Here is an 18474-nt window from a genome sequence, read left to right on the forward strand (position 1 = left end):
GAAACGGTGCCGGCCGCGAAGCACTGCTCAGGCGGACGCCACGTAGGACGGTTCGTGGCGCTTGAACCACCGGATCACCCATGTGGTGATGGGGATGAACAGGAACTCCACCGCGGTTTTGTAGACAAAGCCCACCACGACGTAGTTGGCGAACATCGAGAAGCCCACAATCCCGATGACCGGGGCGGCAATGGCACAAAAGATCAGGGTGTCAACGAATTCGCCCACACCGCTGGACCCCATGAGCCGCGCCCACAGCTTCCGCTCGCCCTGGCGGGCCTTGAGCCGGACCATGATCCAGGAATTGATGGTTTGTCCGGCGAGGAATCCAAGGAGGCTGGCCAGCACGATCTGCGGCACCGGGCCCAGCGCGTCTTCCATGGCGTGTTGTTTTGCCACGCCGTAATCATCGGTGAAGCCGGGCAGGACGATGATCACCCAGTAGCACAGGGACGCAAAAATCGAGAGGGCGAAGGTCGTCAAAATCGCTTTGCGGGCCACCTTGAACCCGTAGATCTCGCTGATCACGTCGCCCAAAATGTAGGCGAACGGGAACAGGAAGAACCCTCCATCGGTCACGATCGGGCCAATGAGCACGCCCTTGGACGCGCCAATGTTCGAAAGAATGACGATGACGGCCATGGCAGCCAGCAAGATCCCAAAGTAGGGGCTGCCAACGGCGGCGAAGGTGGGGACGGCAGTGTTCTTAAGCGGGGTTGCCGAAGCATTGCTTTGCAGCGGGGACATGATGAGTCTCAAATTTCTTTTGTTTAAGTGGTTCGCTCATACCGGGGCCCCGCGGGGAGGCCTGGCCGGTCGGCTGTATTATCACTGGGCCCGTCTGCACCCGGACCACCCCTTATTCTGCCATGTCCGGGATCTTCTGCCCACACGGGCGTTGGAAGCGTTAGGCTGAAATGGAACGCCAAGTGCAACGCAGGTGAAGCTGGGAGTTTCTGAAATGAATTATTGGTGGGTCAGTCACGGCCGCAACTACGAATCAGCCATCAACGACGGCACCCTGTGGTGGTGCCGGAATCCCCACGGCGCCGCTGACGGCTCCGGGGAGCTCATCAAGGACCTGCGCAAGGGCGATGTCGTGTTCAACTACTTCGGTCCCTATGTCAGGGCTGTCAGCGTGGTTTCGGAAACATGGGAGGACAGCCCGCGCCCTGAAGGCTACGAGCAACAGGTCGATGAGCCCGGGCAGGGCTGGCTGGTGCGCACCCAGCCACTGGCACAAAACCTGCAGCTGCACCGCGAACGTGCTGCCGACATCACAGCTGTCGGCGAACCCGGCCCCTTCAACGCGGCAGGAAAACCACAACAACGCTACCTTTCCGCCCTCACCGCCGAAGAAGGCCAGGAACTCCTCGCGGAAGCCGGCGTCACGGCCCCGCAGTCCTCGGCAACAAGCCTCCGCGGCCTGCCCGGCAGCACCTGGGGCGCCGACGAGCCCGACGAAAAAACCCTGACCACCATCCGCCTCGAACAGGCCCACCTGCGCAAGAACCTGCTGCGCGGGCGCATGACCGCCCCCTGCGCCATCTGCGGGGAGCACTACCCGGCCCGGTTGCTGATCGCCGGCCACATCAAGCCCCGCACCCGAAGCAACGACGAAGAGCGCATGGATTTTGAGCACAATGCCATGCTCACCTGCGCCTTGGGTTGCGACGCCCTGTACGAATGGGGCTATGTGGTGGTGGATGCCAAGGGCCGGATCAAGGCCGGCCAGCCCGCTGAAACGCCCCGCATCGAGGCCGCCGTGGAAGCACTTGTGGGCCGCAACTGCACAGCCTTCGATGAGCACACGGCCGCGGCCTTCGAGGAAAACAAGCGGCTCATGCTGGAACCCCAACCGTGAGCCCAACCCGGGCCCTCACTGCTTGGTGACAACGGGCTCCTGCAACTCGGTGACCCACTGCTGGGGGTCTGCACCCATCCCGTAGTCGAGGTACAGCTCCCGGTTCAGCCCGGTTGAGGTGTAGTCGTTGGCGTCAATCCACCGTGCCAGCTCCTGCACCGACGGCATGACATTGTCCATGACACCGCGGTGGATGAGCGTCGCAGCCTGCCCCACCGACGGCAGTTCAACGACGTCGAACGCCCCGTCGCGGACGGTTGCGGGCACCTGGGCGCCGGCATGCACGCGGACGCGGCCGCCGTCGAGCGCTTCATAATAGGCGACACCGGGGCCGGTGGGCTTGATCCCGGCGGCCTCCAGCGACGCGTACAGCTGCCCGTACAGCGGCTGGATGACGGGGCTGATCGACGACGGCTCAAAGCTCTCCGCCTCGGCCGAAAGCTCAGCGAGCCGGAGCGCGGGCAGGGACTTGATGGTGACTTCGTATTCAGGCATGACGCCCTCTCTTTCAATGACGCGGAGTCTCGCCTCGACCGCTGCAAGCCGGACCGTGTCGGCGGCAAGCTGGTCAGCCAGCTCGCCGCGGCGCAAGCGCAGCATGCCGCGCAATTCCCCGGCGCCCAGGTTCTCGTCCAGGATCCGGGACACGGTCTCCAGGGTGAAACCAAGGTTCTTCAGCGCCACGATGCGGTTCAGCCGCGCGAGCTGCGTGGCCTCGTAGAGCCTGTACCCGGTGGAATCAACGCGGGCAGGACGCAGCAATCCGATGGCGTCATAGTGGTGCAGCGTGCGCACCGACACCCGGCCGGCCCTGGCGAAATCTCCTATTTGAAACATGACATCTTCAGGTTTACCGCCTCACACCGTGTCAGGGTCCAGCCCCGGTTCCCCACCTGCGCCCGGCCGGCTATTTGCTGAAGCCGAGGATGTCCGCCACCTTGGTCCAGCCTTCACCGGCGGCAAAGCGTTCCGCCTGCTCTTCGCCGGCGATCAGGTACAGGGTGTCGGCGCCATGGGTGAACGCCTCCTCCCCCAGCCCCGCAACCATTGCCTGTTCGAACACGTGCTCCAGCTCCGCATGCCCCTCGTCGACAACCAAGGCCGCTATAACAGCCAGTTCCTCCCCAAGGCTCAGGCGCCCGCTGGCCACCGGCCGGTCAAAAAGCGCCACCTCAACGAGGTCATAGTTCTCCATGGGGGCGGCCGCGAGGTAGGCGTCAGGGGGCAGGTGTGGGACCAAATCGAGACTCTCCGTCTCAGCGCAAAGCAGCACGTTCCGGGAGGTGGGGCGCAACCCCTTCGTCGTGGCGAAGTCCGCAGCCCCCGCTGGATCAACCGTAACCAGGAGCAGCTCACCGCCGGAGGCCGCGGGTGCGGCCTGGGCGGCATCATCCCCACCGGGCCAAACCATGACGTGTTGGGCCCCCATCGTGACCACGGCACCGGCCACGCCGGAATCCACGTCGTGCAATGCGGCCCAGGCCCGGGCCCAGTCGTGAAATGCATCCTGCCAGATGGCCATGTCCTCATCCTTTTCTCAGCGTGCCAGCACTCCCGCAAAACCGGACGGTCGCGGACGCAGGCCGCACGAGTGCGCAAACCAAGCATAGGCACACCCGGACCATCCAGCCACGAATTCCGGTGGCCACCGCAGCATTGCGCCCGCAGATCGGCGGCAGCCGCTACCATCGAGCCATGACCTCATGGCAGCAGGATGTCCTCGGCCCAAACTTTGAACAGCTCACCCTGGACCTGCCGGCATCCTCGCCGGCCACGCTGGTGCGGTACGCGGGCGACGCGCCCCGGTGGCCGTCCTCAGCCCTGGCCGGCGCCGACGTCCTGTACGTCCACGGCTGGTCTGACTATTTCTTCCAACAGGATCTTGCCGAGTTTTGGCACCGTGCCGGGGCGAACTTTTACGCGCTTGACCTGCACAATTACGGGCGGAGCCTGCGTCCGGGCCTGGTGCCCGGGAAGGTTTCCTCCCTGACCGAGTACGACGCCGATATCGCCGCCGCGCTTGCAGCCATGGGGCGCAGCGGGGCCGCCGAAGAGGTGATGGCGCAGCCTGCCGCCGAAGCGGCCGCGGACCAGCAGACCTTTGAGTCGGCTTTCCTGGAAGAGGCCCGGCACCGGCTCAGTGCCGCCTTTGACGCCCTCACCGGCAGGGAACGGGAGGAAGAGCATCACGAACCCGTGCGCGAGCGTCCGCTGGTGCTGTTGGGGCATTCGACGGGCGGGCTGACGCTGAGCCTGTGGGCCGCGCGGCACCCGGGTGCGGCAGCCGCCGTCGTGCTTAACAGTCCCTGGCTTGAGTTCCAGGCCAGCGAGGTGGGCCGGGCCATGGTTGCCCCGCTGATCCAGGCGCGGACAAGATTCAAGCCGCTGGCGCCGCTGCCCGGCATCGACCCGGGGTTTTACACGCGGGCCGTTTCCAAGCGGTTCGACGGCGAGTGGGACTACGAATCCACGTGGCGGCCCGACCGTGGGTTCCCCGTCACGCCGTCGTTCTTAAACGCCGTGTTTCAGGGGCAGGCGCAGGTGGCCCGGGGCCTGGGCCTGCAGATGCCGGTGCTGGTCATGCTCTCGGACAAGAGTTACCTGCAGCCGAAGTGGTCATCCAGCGCCCTGGCGGCCGACGTGGTGCTGAACGTTGACACCGTCGCCAAGCGGGCCCTTGATCTGGGGTCTCTGGTGACGCTGCACAGGATTCCCGGGGCGTTCCACGACGTGTTTCTGTCCCCGCCCGCGGTGCGCGCACAGGCCTACGCCGGCATGGGCCGCTGGGTCGAGGCGGCCCTGGATGCCGCGGCACATCGACGCTGGGAAGAGCGGGCGGAGCGGGCGCTGGCGCGGGCGAAGGAACGGGCGCAGGAACTTTAGCCAGGCGGGAATCTTCGGCCGGCGCCGGCGGTTGGACGTGGTGAAGCCCGAAAGCGCAACGAAAGGACCACCACCATGAGTTCCACCATGCAGGCCATGAGCTACGCACGCTACGGCGGCACCGACGTACTGGCACAAACGCAACGCCCAACACCGAAGGTTGCACCCGGTGCCGTGTTGATCCGGGTCAAGGCCGCAGGGGTCAACCCTGTTGATTGGAAGATCATGTCGGGCGGCCTCGACGGGTTGATGGACGTGAACTTCCCTGTCATCCCGGGCTGGGACGTGGCTGGCGTCGTCGAGGCTGTCGGCTTTGACACGCCCGATTTCACGGTGGGCGACGAGGTCTACTCTTATGGCCGCCGCGACACCGTCCAGGGCGGCACTTTTGCCGAACTTGTCGCCCTGCCGGCAGCAATTGTCGCCCACAAACCCAGCTCCCTGTCCTGGGAACAAGCCGCGGCACTCCCCCTGACGGGGTTGACGGCCCAGCGCACCATCGATGCCCTGGGGCCCCTCGACGGCCGGACGTTGCTGATCCACAACGGCTCCGGAAGCGTGGGCCGCACGGCCATCCAGTTGGCAGCCCACGCGGGGGCCCGCGTCATTGCCACCGGATCGGCCAAAAACCATCCCCGGCTGCGTGAACTTGGCGCCGAACCGGTTGAATACGGGGCCGGATTGCAGGAGCGCGTCCGGGCGCTGGCGCCCGACGGTGTGGATGCCGTGGCCGATTTCGCCGGCGGCGTCCTCGAGGACACCCTGGCCCTGCTCAAGGAAGGCGGCAGGCAGGCCTCCATCGCCGACTGGACTGTTGCTGAGCACGGCGGCCGCTACATTTGGGTTCGACCCGACGCCCGCGAACTGGAACGGTTGAGCGCGCTGGTCGAGGACGGCACACTGAGCGTGGATGTGGCCGAAACCTTCCCGATGCAGGAAGCCGCCCAGGCTTTCGAGTCGAGCATGTCCGGCCACGGCAGCGGCAAGATCGTGCTCACTCCCTTCACAAGCTGACAACCGTCGCAGCAGGCCCCTGCCTCCCGTCCCACCAAATGCTCTCGCAGCAATGGTGCGTTTTTGGCCAACGCGCTCGCAGCGAGTGCGAGAGCGTTGGCCAGAAAGCAGCCAAAGGTGCGAGAGCGTCGGCAGGCGGGCGGCGCCGTCGTCCTTTGCGGACCCCTGCCGTGAGGACCGGTAGTGCGGACCCGCGCTGTGAGAACGTCATTGAGGGCGGCTGCGGCTACGGTTAAGGGGTCCCGTCCCGATGACCGCAAGGAACCCTGTGGCCCCGAAGAACAAAAAGTCCCGTTTCGGCAACCCGGCCAAGGCTGCCGCCGACACTGCTGCGCGCGGCAGGACGGTCGTATCGTCGGCGGACTCGCGGCTGCAGCGGGCCATGGAGTCGTTGTCGCCGGGATTTGTGGCCTGGCTGGAGGCGCAGGGCCGGCCGGACAAATCGATCGATGCCAGCTTGATGATCGTGGACGATTTCTTTGACATGTACCGCATCATTGAACCCCAGACCGATCCCATGGCGCTGGTTCCCGCAGCAGTACAGGAGGTCATGGAGGTCACGGCCCATGCCAATCCGCTGGGCGTGCTGACCCTGCGTGCCGGCGTTCGGGATTATGTGGACTATCTGGCTCATGCAAAGCTCTGGACGGGATCCGCTGAGGACCTCGCGGCGGTCCAGGCTGAGCTCCAGCGGACGGGCAGGGACGTGGACCCGACAGACGTTGACCGGGCAGACGTGGAAGAGGACTTCCTGGCGCCGGAGGATTACGAATTCGCCGACGTCTACATCCCGGAACTGACGCAGGAGGAAATCCTGGCGACAGTCTTGAACACTCCATTGTGGAAAAACACGATGGCGCTGCTCGACTGGATTGGGGATGGCAGGGATGTCACCGGGCACCACACGCTCCAAGCCGCTGAAGAAGGCGCGGCAACACTGACCCACAGTGGTTTGGGGATGCTGGGCAACGCCGCGAGTTTCACCACTCCCGCAGATCACGACGCCGCACGGCTTACCCTGTACTGGGAAATGTTGGATGTGGCGGGCCTGATCACCATCGACGATTCGCAGGTTTTCGTCACGAAGCCGGTGGTTGATTCTTCGGCTGACGAGGACGACATCATCGAGACCATGAGAGAGCTGATCGGCCTGTTCATTTTCACGGTCACGCTGGCAGGCTCCGAAGATGCCGACTACGAATACTGGCAATTGGAAATGTCGGATTGGTTGACCCAGTGTTCTTCTGTTGCCCCACCCTCATCGGCGCCGATGATCCAGGCCTTGGAAGACCCCGAATCTGTGCACCCGGATCTCCTGGCCATTGCCCAAAACATCGCGCACTGGGCCGAAGAAGGATTGGTCACCGTCGGGGCATTCATCGAGGTCCCGCCGGCCTACCGGGCGGACGTCTTTGACATGCTCAGCGATGACTTGCCGGTCAACGCAGTTGGCCCGGGGGCCGCGCCAGCATCTGAGTGACGCCGCTGGGCCCCAGTGACGCGGCGTTCGCCAAAGAGGCCGCGCCAGGCATCGGGGCGTGCGATGCGCCCACCAAACAGCCACGATTGGGCTGCTTCCACTCACTCTGACCGAAAGGAACTCTGTGGCCAAGAAGCCAGGCAAGTCCAAGAAGTCCCGCTTCGGCAACCCCGCCAAAGCGGCCAGCGACAACAAGGTGCTGTCTTTCACCGACGCCGCTGCACACCGCTCCGTGGAAAAGCTGCTGCCGGCCTTCCACGATTGGCTGGGCCGTGCCGGTGTGGATCCCGGGGAGCGGGAGCGCCTGTCCAGCCTTTTGATGAACTTCTTCAGGAACTACTCGGCCAGCGTGGGTGTCCCGGATGCCAGGGCCTTGGACGTTGACCTGACCACTCAAATACTTGCGGATGCCGGGAGGTTCCACCCTGGAATGCGCGTGGCCATGTGCACCGCCCTGGGCGCGTACCTGAAGTTCCTGTTGTCGATGCAGTTGTGGACAGGTCCGACGGCGGACTTGCAGCAGCTGGTGGCGTTGGCTGACCAAGGAGTCTTCGAACCGCCCGCCCGGGAGTTGGCGGACTATGTCCACCACGAGGGAATGGATCAGGCTGCCGCCGGTGTTGACCGTGCCGGGCGGCAGTATGTGAGCTGGGCTGTGGCACTGTTGCGCTGGATCGGCGACGGCCGGGAGCTGACTGCGACAGGCATGCTGCGGCGCAAGGACATTGCCGAGGCCGCCGCCTGCGTGGAAGTCAATTCCGTGGGGAGTGCACGCCTTGAGCTGCCGTCCTCCGACCCGGATGCCGTTCGAGCTGTCACTTCAATGGCGCATGTGCCTCGCCTGATGCAGTATTGGCGCGCGCTGATTGACATCAAGCTGCTCAAGGTCAGTGGGAAAAAGATTGAGCTGACCAAAGCGGGCAAGGCCTTCCTTGCAGCCCCCGCCCTGGCACCGCAGAAGACGGCCGAGCTGGCTTATTGCTTGTTCCATGACGAGATCGTCCCCTACGACGACTTTGTTCACCCGCGTTCCACCGTGGTCGCGGTCGGCCGGTTGTTGGCCGTTGCCGCATCCGCCAGGCCCGATCTGCCCATCCCCTTTGAACACGATGAATCCATCCACACCCTCCATGACAGCCGGTGGTGGGCGCTGGCGATAGATCGATCGATCAAAAACCTGACCACGGCCGGACTTGTGGAAGAGGGCCCCGACACCACAGTGCCTCCGTCCCTGCGCAGCGCGCTGGCTCCGGTGCTGGAAAGCCTCGACAAGGTGATTGCGGCGAGCCCGACCGACGGATGAGTCGGGCCTCTGTCTACCGGCGGGCCATGCCTGCTGCGTGAACACGCAGCTGCAGCAGCGCCAAGTTGATCAGCGGCACAGCCACCCCGAGTTCAGCGGCGCGGCGGGCGAAGTCCCCCACAATGTGCTCGCCCTCGTTCGGCAGCCCGGCGGCGACGTCACGGTACAGCGACGACGTGAACGTTGAGCCGGGCTGCGTGAGAAAGGCCAGCGTGTTGGCCTGCTCCGACTCCGGCACCGGGAATCCGGCCGCCGCTGACACCATGGAGACCTCCGCCAGCACCTCCGCGACAAATGCTTCGCCACCGGGCACCTCGGCAAGATCGCCCACAGGCCCGCGCATCAAGCACGTCACCACACCCGCCGCAACAATGAAAACCCATTTCTGCCACACCGCATCCAGCCCGTTGGGCGCAGCGACGACGTCAATTCCGGGCACGGCAACCTCGGCCAGGAGCCGCTCCAACCTCGCAGAAGTGCCGCCGCCCTGCTCCCCAAGGGTCCAGCGTGCCAGCGGCTGCAAGATCGCAATGTCACCGTCGCCGTTGATTGTGCCCACCAGGTGCACCACCGAGCCCAGCACCTTGTCCGCGCCAAACGCCGCCGCAAGCGCATCCATGTGGGCCATGCCGTTCAGGAACGGCACGATCAACGTGTCGGGCCCAACTGCTGCGGCAAGGTCGGCGATCGCGTTTTTAAGTCCGGCAGCCTTCACGGTGAGAAGAACGACGTCGAACGTCCCACCCAGCTGCCCCGCCGTGAGCACCCTTGGCTCGATGCGCAGCTCCCGCTCCAGACCGGCAATACGCAGCCCGCGCTGTTTCAGGAACGCCGCACGCTGTTCGCGGACCAGGAACGTCACGTCCCGCCCGGCCTCGGCCAGCCGGGCACCAAAATAGCCGCCCGTGGCCCCTGCCCCAACGATGAGAATTTTCATGCCGTTCCTATTCTTCGCGCACGGTGCCGGCGGTACTCGTGCCAGGTGAGCACCACTATCAGGATATCGAACACGGTCAGCGCCACCAGGCCGGCCGACGGCGTCAGGCTCAGTTGGTAGAGCTGGTACAGGATGAAGATGATGAGGACCGCGAGCATCCACGGGTAGGCCCACATTTTTTGGCGCAGCAGGGCGGTGACCAGGACGACCTTCACAATGCCGTGTGCCAGGAGGTAGATGGCGCCAAAGAGCACCACATGGTCGGTCAGTCCGGCGGTCCCCTGGAGGATGTGGTTGGCGATGAAGTCGTTGGGGTCATCCGTCAGTTCCGGCTGGGTAATGAGCACGGCCAGCTGTTTGATCTTGTCCGGGGCGACAAAAAGCAGAAGCGTGCCGCCCAGCAGTTCCAGCACGCCGTCAAGGCCCTTGAAAATGATGGCGACGTAAAAGAACCTGTCCCACCAGTCGGACTTGCGTGCTGCTTTCATCGGCCCTCCCGCCCCGTCCCTGTGGAGCGTAACACTCAAAGTTTCGAGGCGGCAGGGAACTAACGGCAGCCCGGCCCTGGCGCTTTGCTTGGGCGCTTTGGTTGACGCGGCGGCGGTGGCAGCGGAAGCTTGAGCGTACATGGTCCCCCGTCCGCGGGTGGATCATGCTGGCGCCGCGGCCGCACCTGGCCGCAGCAGCAGTCAACGGCAACCGTCAAACCGGGGTGGTTCGTGGAACAGGTCTCAGCAGACACGCTCAAACAGGCAGGCAAGGTCATTGCCGTGCATATTGCCTACCGCTCCCGAGCCGAGCAGCGCGGACGCACACCCGCCCTGCCGTCCTACTTCCTCAAGGCCACGTCCTCGCTGAGTTTGTCCGAGGCAGGCGTTGAACGTCCGGCAGGCTGCGAACTGTTGGCGTTCGAGGGCGAGATCGCCCTCGTCATTGGAACCGCCGGGCGCCGCATCAGCCCCGAAGCAGCCTGGTCCCACGTCCAGCACATCACGGCGGCCAATGACCTGGGCGTGTACGACCTCAAATATGCCGACAAAGGTTCCAACGTCCGTTCCAAATCCGGCGACGGCTTCACTCCTCTCGGCCCGGGCCTCATCCCGGCCGCAACAGTGGACCCCGCAGGCCTGCGCATCCGTACCTGGCTCAACGGGGCACTTGTCCAGGACGACAGCAGCACGGACCTCCTCTTCCCGTTCAGCCAGATCGTGGCGGACCTGTCCCAGCTGATGACGTTGGAACCCGGGGATGTCATTCTCACGGGAACTCCTGCCGGATCTTCCGTCGCCGTGCCCGGGGACGTGATGGAGGTTGAAGTCGACGAACCGGCATCGGGCCTGTCCACCGGCCGGTTGCGCACCTCCGTGGTCCAGGGCCGGACACCCATGGCTGTCTATGGAAACGGCCCCCGCAGCACCAACGCCGACCGCATCGACGCCTGGGGCTCCCCCGAGGCTGCCGGCCTGCCGCCCCGCGGCCTCAGCGAAGACCTCCGGCGCAAACTGACCAGCGTCGGCACAGCCACCCTCAGCTCCCAGCTGCGCCGCCGCGGCCTGAACAACGTCAGCATCGACGGCCTGGCCAGCACCCGGCCCGGCGTGCGCATCGCCGGCCCCGCCCGCACCCTGCGCTTCGTGCCCAACCGCGAGGACCTCTTCACCGGCCACGGCGGCGGCTACAACGCGCAAAAGCGCATCATCAATTCCCTGCACGACGGCGAGGTGCTGGTCATGGAGGCCCGCGGGGATCCCAGCGCGGGAACCCTGGGCGACGTCCTGGCTTTGCGGGCCCAGGTCCTCGGCGCCGCGGCCGTTGTGACCGACGGCGGCATCCGCGACAGTGTCGAAGTCGCGGCCCTGGACCTGCCCGTTTTCCACGCCGGCGCCCACCCTGCCGTCCTGGGCAGGCGGCACATCCCGTGGGACACGGACATGACCATCTCCTGCGGAGGGGCGACCGTCCAGCCCGGCGACATCATTGTCGGTGACGCTGACGGGCTGCTGGTCATCCCGCCGTCGTGCGCGGAGGAAGTGGCGGACGCCGCCATCGCCCAGGAACACGAGGAAACGTTCATCGCCGAGATGGTCGCGCAGGGCCACAGCGTGGAAGGGCTCTTCCCCATGGATGAGCAATGGCGGGCCAGGTTCACGGAGTGGGCGGCCGGCCGGCCACAGGTGTCCCCACGTCCCAACCCGGGGCCCGGCAGCCCGGCAGAAGGAGCGGATGCCCCATGACCGGTCATTTCATCCCCGACAATCTCCCCGCCCGGATCCAGCACTACATCGACGGCAAACATGTGGATTCGGACGGCGGGGAGAGATTCGACGTGCTGGATCCGGTGTCCAACAGCAACTACGCCACGGCCGCGGCCGGACAGCAGGCTGACATCGACCTGGCCGTGGCCGCCGCGAGCCGGGCCTTCAAGGACGGCCCGTGGCCGCATCTGAAGGCCCGCGAGCGCGCCCGGATCCTCAACAAAATTGCCGACGGCATCGAGGCGCAGGAACACCGGCTGGCCGAACTGGAAACGTTCGACACCGGGCTGCCCATCACCCAGGCCCGCGGGCAGGCGCAGCGCGCGGCGGAGAACTTCCGTTTTTTCGCCGACCTGGTCGTGGCCCAATTTGACGACGCCATGAAGGTCCCCGGCGCGCAGATCAACTATGTCAACCGCAAGCCGATCGGGGTGGCCGGGCTCATCACCCCGTGGAACACGCCGTTCATGCTCGAGTCCTGGAAGCTCGCCCCGGCATTGGCCTCCGGCTGTACGGTGGTGCTTAAGCCGGCTGAGTTCACCCCGCTGTCAGCATCCCTGTGGGCCGGAATTTTCGAGGAAGCCGGGCTCCCGCCGGGCGTGTTCAACCTGGTCAATGGGCTGGGTGAGGACGCCGGCGACGCGCTCGTCAAGCACCCGGGCGTGCCGCTGATCTCCTTCACCGGCGAAACCACCACCGGCCAAACCATCTTCCGCAACGCCGCCACCAGCCTCAAGGGCCTGTCCATGGAACTTGGCGGCAAGAGCCCCTGCGTGGTCTTCGCCGACGCAGACTTCGACGCGGCGATCGACTCCGCGTTGTTCGGTGTTTTCTCGCTCAACGGCGAACGCTGCACGGCGGGCTCACGCATCCTCGTGGAACGGTCCATCTACGACGAATTCTGTGAGAAGTACGCAGCCCGCGCCAGGAACATTGTTGTGGGCGATCCGCACGATCCCGCCACTGAGGTCGGCGCGCTTGTACACCCGGAGCACTACGCCAAGGTCATGTCCTACGTGGAGATCGGCAAGTCCGAGGGCCGCCTGCTCGCCGGCGGCGGCCGCCCGGCCGGCCTGGACACGGGCAATTATGTGGCCCCCACCGTCTTTGCCGACGTGCTGCCCGACGCGCGGATCTTCCAGGAGGAGATCTTCGGCCCCGTTGTCGCCATCACGCCTTTCGAGAACGACGCCGAGGCGCTGGCCTTGGCGAATGGCGTCAAGTACGGCCTGGCCGCCTACGTGTGGACGCGGGACCTGACCCGGGCGCACACCTTCGCCCAGAATTTGGAGGCCGGCATGGTCTGGTTGAATTCGCACAACGTCCGCGACCTGCGCACCCCGTTTGGCGGCGTCAAGGCCTCGGGCCTTGGCCACGAGGGCGGCTTCCGTTCGATCGACTTTTACACGGACCAGCAGGCCGTGCACATCACGCTCGGCGCCGTCCACACACCCCAGTTTGGGGCTGGGCAGCCATGAGCCCGCTCATCCCCACTCCGAGCGTGCCGCCGCCGGACATTGTGCGCTGCGCCTACATGGAGCTGGTGGTCACCGATCTGGCCGCCTCCCGCGACTTTTATGTGGACGTGTTGGGGCTGCACGTCACCTGCGAGGATGCGGACACCATTTACCTGCGCACGCTGGAGGAATTCATCCACCACAACCTGGTGCTGCGGCAGGGCCCCATTGCCGCCGCAGCCGTGGCGGCGTTCCGGGTGCGGACGCCGGCAGATGTGGATGCCGCCGAGGCGTATTACCAGGAGCTGGGCTGCCGCACCGAGCGCCGCCACGGCGGATTCGTCAAGGGCATTGGCGACGCCGTCAGGGTGGAGGACCCGCTCGGCTTCCCCTACGAGTTCTTTTACGAGACCACCCATGTGGAGCGGCTGACCCAGCGCTACGACCTTTACACGGCCGGTGAACTGGTCCGTCTGGACCACTTCAACCAGGTCACCCCGGACGTGCCGCACGGCCAGCAGTACCTGGAGCACCTTGGCTTCCGTGCCTCCGAGCAGATCCAGGACTCTGCCGGCATCACCTACGCCGTCTGGCTGCACAGGAAGCAAACAGTCCATGACACGGCACTGACCAATGGCGATGGCCCGCGCATGCACCATCTGGCCTTTGCCACGCATGAGAAGCACAACATCATCCAGATTTGCGACAAGATGGGTGCCCTGCGGATCTCCGACCGCATTGAGCGCGGTCCCGGCCGGCACGGCGTCTCCAACGCCTTTTACCTGTACATCCTGGACCCGGACGGGCACCGGGTGGAGATCTACACCCAGGACTACTACACGGGAGATCCGGACAACCCCGTCATCACCTGGGACGTCCACGACAACCAGCGCCGGGACTGGTGGGGAAACCCCGTCGTCCCGTCCTGGTACACCAATGCCTCCCCCGTCCTGGATCTGGATGGCAACCCGCAGCCAGTCACCTCACCCGAGGGCATATCAGAGCTGGCCGTCACCGTCGGCGCCGACGGCTTTTCCTACACCCGCGGCGGCCCGGCTCCCGGAGCAACCACCGAACAACGGGGCTTCAAACTTGGCGGACAGTTGTGAGGGGGCAGGCCCATGCTTGACGACGCCACCATTGCGCGCATTGCCGACGAGCTCGTCGAGGCCGCCAACACCCGGGTGCCCGTCCCGCTGCTGACAAAACGGTATCCGCAGATGTCGGTGGAGGACTCCTACCGGGTGCAGAAGCTGTGGCGGGAGCGCGGCGAAGCTGCCGGACGGCTGGTGGCCGGGCACAAGATCGGGCTGACGTCCAAGGCCATGCAGCAGGCCACCGGCATCACCGAACCCGACTACGGCGTCATCTTCAGGGATGCCGTGCTCGAAAGCGGCGCCACGCTGGAGTGGGCGCAGTACACCCGCCCCCGGGTCGAGGTGGAGCTGGCCTTCCTGCTCAAGGAAGATGTCAGCGGCCCGGGCGCCACCTTGTTCGATGTCCTGCGCGCCACCGAATATGTGACCCCGGCCCTGGAGATTCTCGATTCCCGGATTGAAATGGAGGGCCGCAGCATCGTGGACACCATCAGCGACAACGCCGCCCTGGGCGCGGTGGTGGTGGGCGGCACCGCGGTGGCCCCGGACGCTGTCGACCTGCGCTGGGTTGCCGCCATCCTCCACCGCAACCAAACGGTGGAGGAGACCGGGGTGGCGGCCGGCGTGCTGGGCCATCCGGGCCATGGCGTTGCCTGGCTGGCAAACAAGCTCGCCGCCCACGGCGATGTGCTCAAAGCTGGGGAGCTCATCCTGGCCGGCTCCTTCACCCGGCCGCTGTGGGTCAGCGCCGGAGACACCATTTTTGCCGACTACGGAAAGCTGGGGAGCATCACATGCCGCTTCGAGTAACTCCGGACCCTTCGCTGAAGGACGCGCTCGCGGCCGCCGCCCGGCCGCTCGTGGGCATGTGGGTGTGTTCCGGCAGCCCGCTCGTGGCCGAGATCTGCGCCGGGTCAGGCGTGGATGTGCTGCTGATCGACGCGGAGCACAGCCCCAACGGGATCGAGGGGATCCTGGCGCAGCTGCAGGCGGTGCGCGGCTGCCCCGTCACGCCCATGGTCCGTCCGCCGGTCAACGACCCGGTCATCATCAAGCAATATCTGGACCTGGGCGTGCAGTCGCTGCTGATTCCCATGGTCCACACTGTTGCCGACGCCGAGGCCGCGGTGGCCGCCGCGCATTACCCGCCCCGCGGCGTGCGCGGTGTTGGCTCGGCGCTGTCCCGGTCCTCGCGCTGGAACAGGATTCCGGATTATCTGGCCCGGGCCGAGGACACCATCACCGTCATGGTGCAGATCGAATCGGCCCAGGCCGTGGACAACGTCGAAGGCATCCTCGCGGTGGACGGCATCGACGCCATCTTCCTGGGCCCCGCCGACCTCGCCGCCTCCCTGGGCAGGCTGGGACAGCAGGGACACCCCGAGGTGCTGGCCGCCGTCGACCAATGCATTGCGGCGGCGAAGAAGGCGGGCAAGCCGGTGGGCGTGAACGCCTTCGCCGAGGCCACGGCCCGGCACTACCTCGACGCCGGCGCGGACCTGATTCTGGTGGGCGCCGACGTCACCTTGCTGGCCCGGGGCAGCGAGGGGCTGGCCGCCGCGTTCATCCCCGCTTTGACGGATGCCGACGACGACGGCACACCGGCCGGGCGCTGAGGCCCGGCCCCTCGGTTGACCAGCGGCTCAGCCGATCACTGGCTCAGCCGACAGTCAAGACTGTCTTGCCCAGGAGCCTTCCACCTTCCGCGTCTTCGTGCACGGCACGCATCTCCTGCAGCGGCCGACTGTCGACGATGTTGAGCTTGAACCGGCCCTGGTCCAGACGCGACACCATGTCGGCCAGGTGGGCGCCATTGGGCGCAACCCAGACACTCGCTGTCCGCACTGCGCGCTCCTCGTCGGCCGGCACGGCGCCTGCGGAGCTGACGGCAATGCCGCCGTCCGCGACGTAGGCCGTCAGTTTCGCCAAACCCTCCGGGTCGAGGCGGACGTGGTTGATCACGACGTCGAAAGACCCCCCAACGGCGGCTGGGCCCGCGTCCAGATCCAGCGGACCGACGACCCTGGCGGCGCCGTGCTCGAGCAGACGGTCGGCGTGCTGGGGCCCGTCAACGGCCGTCACCGTTGCTCCGGCGTCGGCGGCGAGTTGCACGACGATGCTGCCCACGGCGCCACCGGCACCGTTGACGAGCACGCTCTGCCCGGCCTGGATGTCGGCCAGCTCGATGGCGGCCTGCCGGGCTGCGAGCCCGGTCAGTGGCAGTGCCGCGGCCTCGACCAGCGGCAGGGTGCGGGGCGCGGCAGCGACGAACTCGGCTGCGATGACCGCGTACTCCGCGGCACCGCCATGCGCATTCAATGGGAGCATCCCAATGACGAGGTCATTGATGTGGAACCCGGTGACACCCTCGCCCAGTTCGACGATGGTGCCGGCAACGTCAAGGCCAGGCGTGATGGGCAGCGGAGTCGGGATGGCATCCGCGAGCACACCCAAACGGATGTGGCCGTCCACCGGGTTGAACGAGGTTGCCGCGACCTTCACCAGCACTTGGCCGGGGCCGGGAACGGGGAGTTCCACCTCCTCCGTGCGTAGGACCTCGGTGCCGCCGAACTGGTGGTAGCGAATTGCTTTCACAGGACTCTCCTCACGATTTTTATGATCAACGGCCCTGCGGTACTGAGGGCCGAACGTCGCCTTGGGACTTGCCTAGGCAACTGAGATAACCCTGCCTGACTTGCCTTGGCAAGTCAACCCCGAGCAATCTGGGGTACATTTGGTGTCATGAACGATTCCCCCCGATGGCTCGATGAGCACCAACAGGCGGTGTGGCAGGACCTGCTCACCGTCGTGATCGCACTGCCGACGCTGCTCGATCGCCAGCTGGAACGCGACGCCGAGACGACGAACTACGAATACAGCGTGCTGGCCCGCCTCTCCATGGCCCCGGACCTCACCCTCCGCCTGAGCGAGCTGGCCTCCCAATGCGACAGCAGCCAGCCCCGGATGTCCAAGGTCATGGTCCGCTTCGAGCAACGCGGCTGGGTCACGCGCAGCCCCGATCCGGACAATGGGCGGTACACACTTGCCACGCTGACCGAAACCGGCATGCAGAAAGTCGTTGCCAGCGCCCCTGAGCATGTGAACCGCGTGCGTGAGCTCGTGTTCGATCCGCTGAGCAGCACGCAGCAACGCAACCTTGGTATTGCGCTCGCCCGCATCGCCGGCACGGTCCGGGAAGAACTTGAGCACCGCAGCTGACGGCATCCCCGCAACAACCCCGGGCTTGCGGCGGGGTGGCTGCGAGCGTCCCCTGCATGGTGCTCGACTGCCAGGCATCAGGCCAGACCAGCCGAAGGAGAATCAAGGACATGTCATGGAATGAAGTGGCCGCGGGTGTCTTTGTCAGCAGGTTTGAAGCGGCAGATGTCAACGTTGTGGCCATTATCGGGCCGAACGGACTGACAATTGTCGACTCTGGAGGTTCGCCGGCAGAGGCGCGGGAGATCGTCGACGGCGTGGCGCAGCGATTCAACGTGCCGATCGTTGCCGTCATCAACACCCATGCGCATTACGATCACAGTTTCGGCAATTCCGTCTTTGCCGGCCTCGGGGTTCCGATCTTTGGACACCACCGGATTCCCGCCCACTACGCCGATTTCGAGGGGCCACGTCTGGCAGCGTGGCAGGCCAACCCGGCCCGCGAACCCGACAAGCACTGGCAGGAGGTTCTGCTGACCAGGCCCACCGTCCCCATCGACCGGCCCACGACGCTCACCGCAAGCGGCCGTGACATCAGGTGCATGCCAATTTCCCGGGGCCACACAGACACGGACTTGGCCGTCTTCGTGCCGGATGTCCGGGCGTGGATGCTCGGTGACGTGATTGAGGAGTCCGGCCCTCCCATGTTTGGGTCAGGCAGCTGGCCGCTTGACTGGCCAATCGCCTTGGACGAGGTTCTTCTTGAGCTGCTGCCCGGCGACGCCATTGTTCCGGGGCACGGCCAGGTGGTTGACCGGGCGTTCGTCACACGGCAGGCCTCCACCCTGCGCAGTGTGGCCGACGCCATCCGCGGCTCCCATGAAGCGGGGCACACGATCGACCAGGCGTTGCACGCCGCCGACCTTCCGTGGCCGGACTGGATGCTGCGTTCCGCCTTCGAGCAAGGCTTTTCACAACTCGGCACGGTTCCGCAGGATACGTTGTGATGCGCTGATTTTCCTTGG

General features: G+C 65.8%; 18 protein-coding genes. 12 read left to right on the forward strand and 6 right to left on the reverse strand.

Annotated elements, in window-relative coordinates; all coding sequences use genetic code 11:
* Nucleotides 1-27: 27 nt before the first annotated feature.
* Nucleotides 28-747 (reverse strand): queuosine precursor transporter, encoded by a 720-nt coding sequence (locus ACT3TS_RS05125; protein ID WP_444530416.1) that lies wholly within the window; start codon nucleotides 745-747, stop codon nucleotides 28-30.
* Nucleotides 748-961: 214 nt separating this feature from the next.
* Here ACT3TS_RS05125 and ACT3TS_RS05130 point away from each other — a divergent pair, with 214 nt between their 5' ends.
* Nucleotides 962-1864 (forward strand): hypothetical protein, encoded by a 903-nt coding sequence (locus ACT3TS_RS05130; RefSeq protein ID WP_444530417.1) that lies wholly within the window; start codon nucleotides 962-964, stop codon nucleotides 1862-1864.
* Between the two features lie 15 nt (nucleotides 1865-1879).
* Here ACT3TS_RS05130 and ACT3TS_RS05135 read toward each other — a convergent pair whose 3' ends face one another.
* Both ACT3TS_RS05135 and ACT3TS_RS05140 read right to left on the reverse strand, forming a co-directional pair.
* A complete protein-coding gene (locus ACT3TS_RS05135) occupies nucleotides 1880-2701 on the reverse strand; it encodes a MerR family transcriptional regulator (protein WP_444530418.1) in 822 nt (273 codons plus the stop codon).
* Nucleotides 2702-2771: 70 nt separating this feature from the next.
* On the reverse strand, nucleotides 2772-3386 hold the full coding sequence (locus ACT3TS_RS05140) for a hypothetical protein (protein ID WP_444530419.1): 615 nt from the start codon (nucleotides 3384-3386) through the stop codon (nucleotides 2772-2774).
* A 173-nt stretch (nucleotides 3387-3559) separates the two neighbouring features.
* Here ACT3TS_RS05140 and ACT3TS_RS05145 point away from each other — a divergent pair, with 173 nt between their 5' ends.
* From ACT3TS_RS05145 to ACT3TS_RS05160, 4 genes are all read left to right on the forward strand, one after another.
* Nucleotides 3560-4747: an alpha/beta hydrolase gene (locus ACT3TS_RS05145; protein ID WP_444530420.1), complete on the forward strand. Its 1188-nt coding sequence runs from the start codon at nucleotides 3560-3562 to the stop codon at nucleotides 4745-4747.
* Between the two features lie 87 nt (nucleotides 4748-4834).
* Nucleotides 4835-5761: an NADP-dependent oxidoreductase gene (locus ACT3TS_RS05150; RefSeq protein ID WP_444530494.1), complete on the forward strand. Its 927-nt coding sequence runs from the start codon at nucleotides 4835-4837 to the stop codon at nucleotides 5759-5761.
* Between the two features lie 268 nt (nucleotides 5762-6029).
* Nucleotides 6030-7241: a hypothetical protein gene (locus tag ACT3TS_RS05155; RefSeq protein WP_444530421.1), complete on the forward strand. Its 1212-nt coding sequence runs from the start codon at nucleotides 6030-6032 to the stop codon at nucleotides 7239-7241.
* Nucleotides 7242-7365: 124 nt separating this feature from the next.
* On the forward strand, nucleotides 7366-8544 hold the full coding sequence (locus ACT3TS_RS05160) for a hypothetical protein (protein ID WP_444530422.1): 1179 nt from the start codon (nucleotides 7366-7368) through the stop codon (nucleotides 8542-8544).
* A 13-nt stretch (nucleotides 8545-8557) separates the two neighbouring features.
* On the opposite strand, the gene ACT3TS_RS05165 is transcribed toward ACT3TS_RS05160, so the two are convergent.
* Together ACT3TS_RS05165 and ACT3TS_RS05170 are read right to left on the reverse strand one after the other, a co-directional pair.
* Nucleotides 8558-9481, reverse strand: a complete 924-nt coding sequence (locus ACT3TS_RS05165) for a ketopantoate reductase family protein (RefSeq protein ID WP_444530423.1) — start codon at nucleotides 9479-9481, stop codon at nucleotides 8558-8560.
* Nucleotides 9478-9969, reverse strand: coding sequence for a DUF2127 domain-containing protein (locus ACT3TS_RS05170; protein WP_444530424.1), 492 nt, complete (start codon nucleotides 9967-9969; stop codon nucleotides 9478-9480). Before ACT3TS_RS05170 ends, ACT3TS_RS05165 begins: the two co-directional genes overlap by 4 nt.
* Before the next feature lie 231 nt (nucleotides 9970-10200).
* Here ACT3TS_RS05170 and ACT3TS_RS05175 point away from each other — a divergent pair, with 231 nt between their 5' ends.
* The 5 genes from ACT3TS_RS05175 to ACT3TS_RS05195 are packed head-to-tail and all read left to right on the forward strand — an operon-like array spanning nucleotide 10201 to nucleotide 15906.
* A complete protein-coding gene (locus tag ACT3TS_RS05175) occupies nucleotides 10201-11715 on the forward strand; it encodes a fumarylacetoacetate hydrolase family protein (RefSeq protein ID WP_444530425.1) in 1515 nt (504 codons plus the stop codon).
* Nucleotides 11712-13214, forward strand: coding sequence for a 5-carboxymethyl-2-hydroxymuconate semialdehyde dehydrogenase (gene hpaE / locus ACT3TS_RS05180; protein WP_444530426.1), 1503 nt, complete (start codon nucleotides 11712-11714; stop codon nucleotides 13212-13214). The genes ACT3TS_RS05175 and hpaE overlap by 4 nt, the downstream gene beginning before the upstream one ends.
* Complete coding sequence (gene hpaD, locus ACT3TS_RS05185) at nucleotides 13211-14302, forward strand: 3,4-dihydroxyphenylacetate 2,3-dioxygenase (protein ID WP_444530427.1); 1092 nt, start codon at nucleotides 13211-13213, stop codon at nucleotides 14300-14302. The genes hpaE and hpaD overlap by 4 nt, the downstream gene beginning before the upstream one ends.
* 12 nt (nucleotides 14303-14314) lie before the next feature.
* Entirely contained in the window at nucleotides 14315-15100 is a 786-nt protein-coding gene (gene hpaH / locus ACT3TS_RS05190) for a 2-oxo-hept-4-ene-1,7-dioate hydratase (RefSeq protein WP_444530428.1), read from the forward strand.
* The gene (locus tag ACT3TS_RS05195) at nucleotides 15085-15906 is read left to right on the forward strand and encodes an HpcH/HpaI aldolase family protein (RefSeq protein ID WP_444530429.1); all 822 of its coding nucleotides are present in this window, start codon (nucleotides 15085-15087) and stop codon (nucleotides 15904-15906) included. Before hpaH ends, ACT3TS_RS05195 begins: the two co-directional genes overlap by 16 nt.
* 43 nt (nucleotides 15907-15949) lie before the next feature.
* On the opposite strand, the gene ACT3TS_RS05200 is transcribed toward ACT3TS_RS05195, so the two are convergent.
* Nucleotides 15950-16885 carry an NADP-dependent oxidoreductase gene (locus ACT3TS_RS05200; RefSeq protein ID WP_444530430.1) on the reverse strand — a complete coding sequence of 312 codons (936 nt, stop codon included), beginning with the start codon at nucleotides 16883-16885 and terminating at the stop codon, nucleotides 15950-15952.
* 147 nt (nucleotides 16886-17032) lie between these two features.
* Between ACT3TS_RS05200 and ACT3TS_RS05205 the strand changes: the two genes are divergently transcribed.
* Nucleotides 17033-17509, forward strand: coding sequence for a MarR family winged helix-turn-helix transcriptional regulator (locus tag ACT3TS_RS05205; protein ID WP_444530431.1), 477 nt, complete (start codon nucleotides 17033-17035; stop codon nucleotides 17507-17509).
* A 110-nt stretch (nucleotides 17510-17619) separates the two neighbouring features.
* Complete coding sequence (locus ACT3TS_RS05210) at nucleotides 17620-18456, forward strand: MBL fold metallo-hydrolase (RefSeq protein WP_444530432.1); 837 nt, start codon at nucleotides 17620-17622, stop codon at nucleotides 18454-18456.
* Nucleotides 18457-18474: the final 18 nt, after the last annotated feature.

Source organism: Specibacter sp. AOP5-B1-6 (assembly GCF_052376555.1).
Taxonomy (GTDB): domain Bacteria; phylum Actinomycetota; class Actinomycetes; order Actinomycetales; family Micrococcaceae; genus Specibacter.

Bases quoted from the DNA above. Each gene is read 5' to 3' on its own strand.
- ACT3TS_RS05125 (WP_444530416.1), bottom strand. From the start codon at position 747: ATGTCCCCGCTGCAAAGCAATGCTTCGGCAACCCCGCTTAAGAACACT.
- ACT3TS_RS05130 (WP_444530417.1), top strand. From the start codon at position 962: ATGAATTATTGGTGGGTCAGTCACGGCCGCAACTACGAATCAGCCATC.
- ACT3TS_RS05135 (WP_444530418.1), bottom strand. From the start codon at position 2,701: ATGTTTCAAATAGGAGATTTCGCCAGGGCCGGCCGGGTGTCGGTGCGC.
- ACT3TS_RS05140 (WP_444530419.1), bottom strand. From the start codon at position 3,386: ATGGCCATCTGGCAGGATGCATTTCACGACTGGGCCCGGGCCTGGGCC.
- ACT3TS_RS05145 (WP_444530420.1), top strand. From the start codon at position 3,560: ATGACCTCATGGCAGCAGGATGTCCTCGGCCCAAACTTTGAACAGCTC.
- ACT3TS_RS05150 (WP_444530494.1), top strand. From the start codon at position 4,835: ATGCAGGCCATGAGCTACGCACGCTACGGCGGCACCGACGTACTGGCA.
- ACT3TS_RS05165 (WP_444530423.1), bottom strand. From the start codon at position 9,481: ATGAAAATTCTCATCGTTGGGGCAGGGGCCACGGGCGGCTATTTTGGT.
- ACT3TS_RS05170 (WP_444530424.1), bottom strand. From the start codon at position 9,969: ATGAAAGCAGCACGCAAGTCCGACTGGTGGGACAGGTTCTTTTACGTC.
- hpaE (WP_444530426.1), top strand. From the start codon at position 11,712: ATGACCGGTCATTTCATCCCCGACAATCTCCCCGCCCGGATCCAGCAC.
- hpaD (WP_444530427.1), top strand. From the start codon at position 13,211: ATGAGCCCGCTCATCCCCACTCCGAGCGTGCCGCCGCCGGACATTGTG.
- hpaH (WP_444530428.1), top strand. From the start codon at position 14,315: ATGCTTGACGACGCCACCATTGCGCGCATTGCCGACGAGCTCGTCGAG.
- ACT3TS_RS05195 (WP_444530429.1), top strand. From the start codon at position 15,085: ATGCCGCTTCGAGTAACTCCGGACCCTTCGCTGAAGGACGCGCTCGCG.
- ACT3TS_RS05205 (WP_444530431.1), top strand. From the start codon at position 17,033: ATGAACGATTCCCCCCGATGGCTCGATGAGCACCAACAGGCGGTGTGG.
- ACT3TS_RS05210 (WP_444530432.1), top strand. From the start codon at position 17,620: ATGTCATGGAATGAAGTGGCCGCGGGTGTCTTTGTCAGCAGGTTTGAA.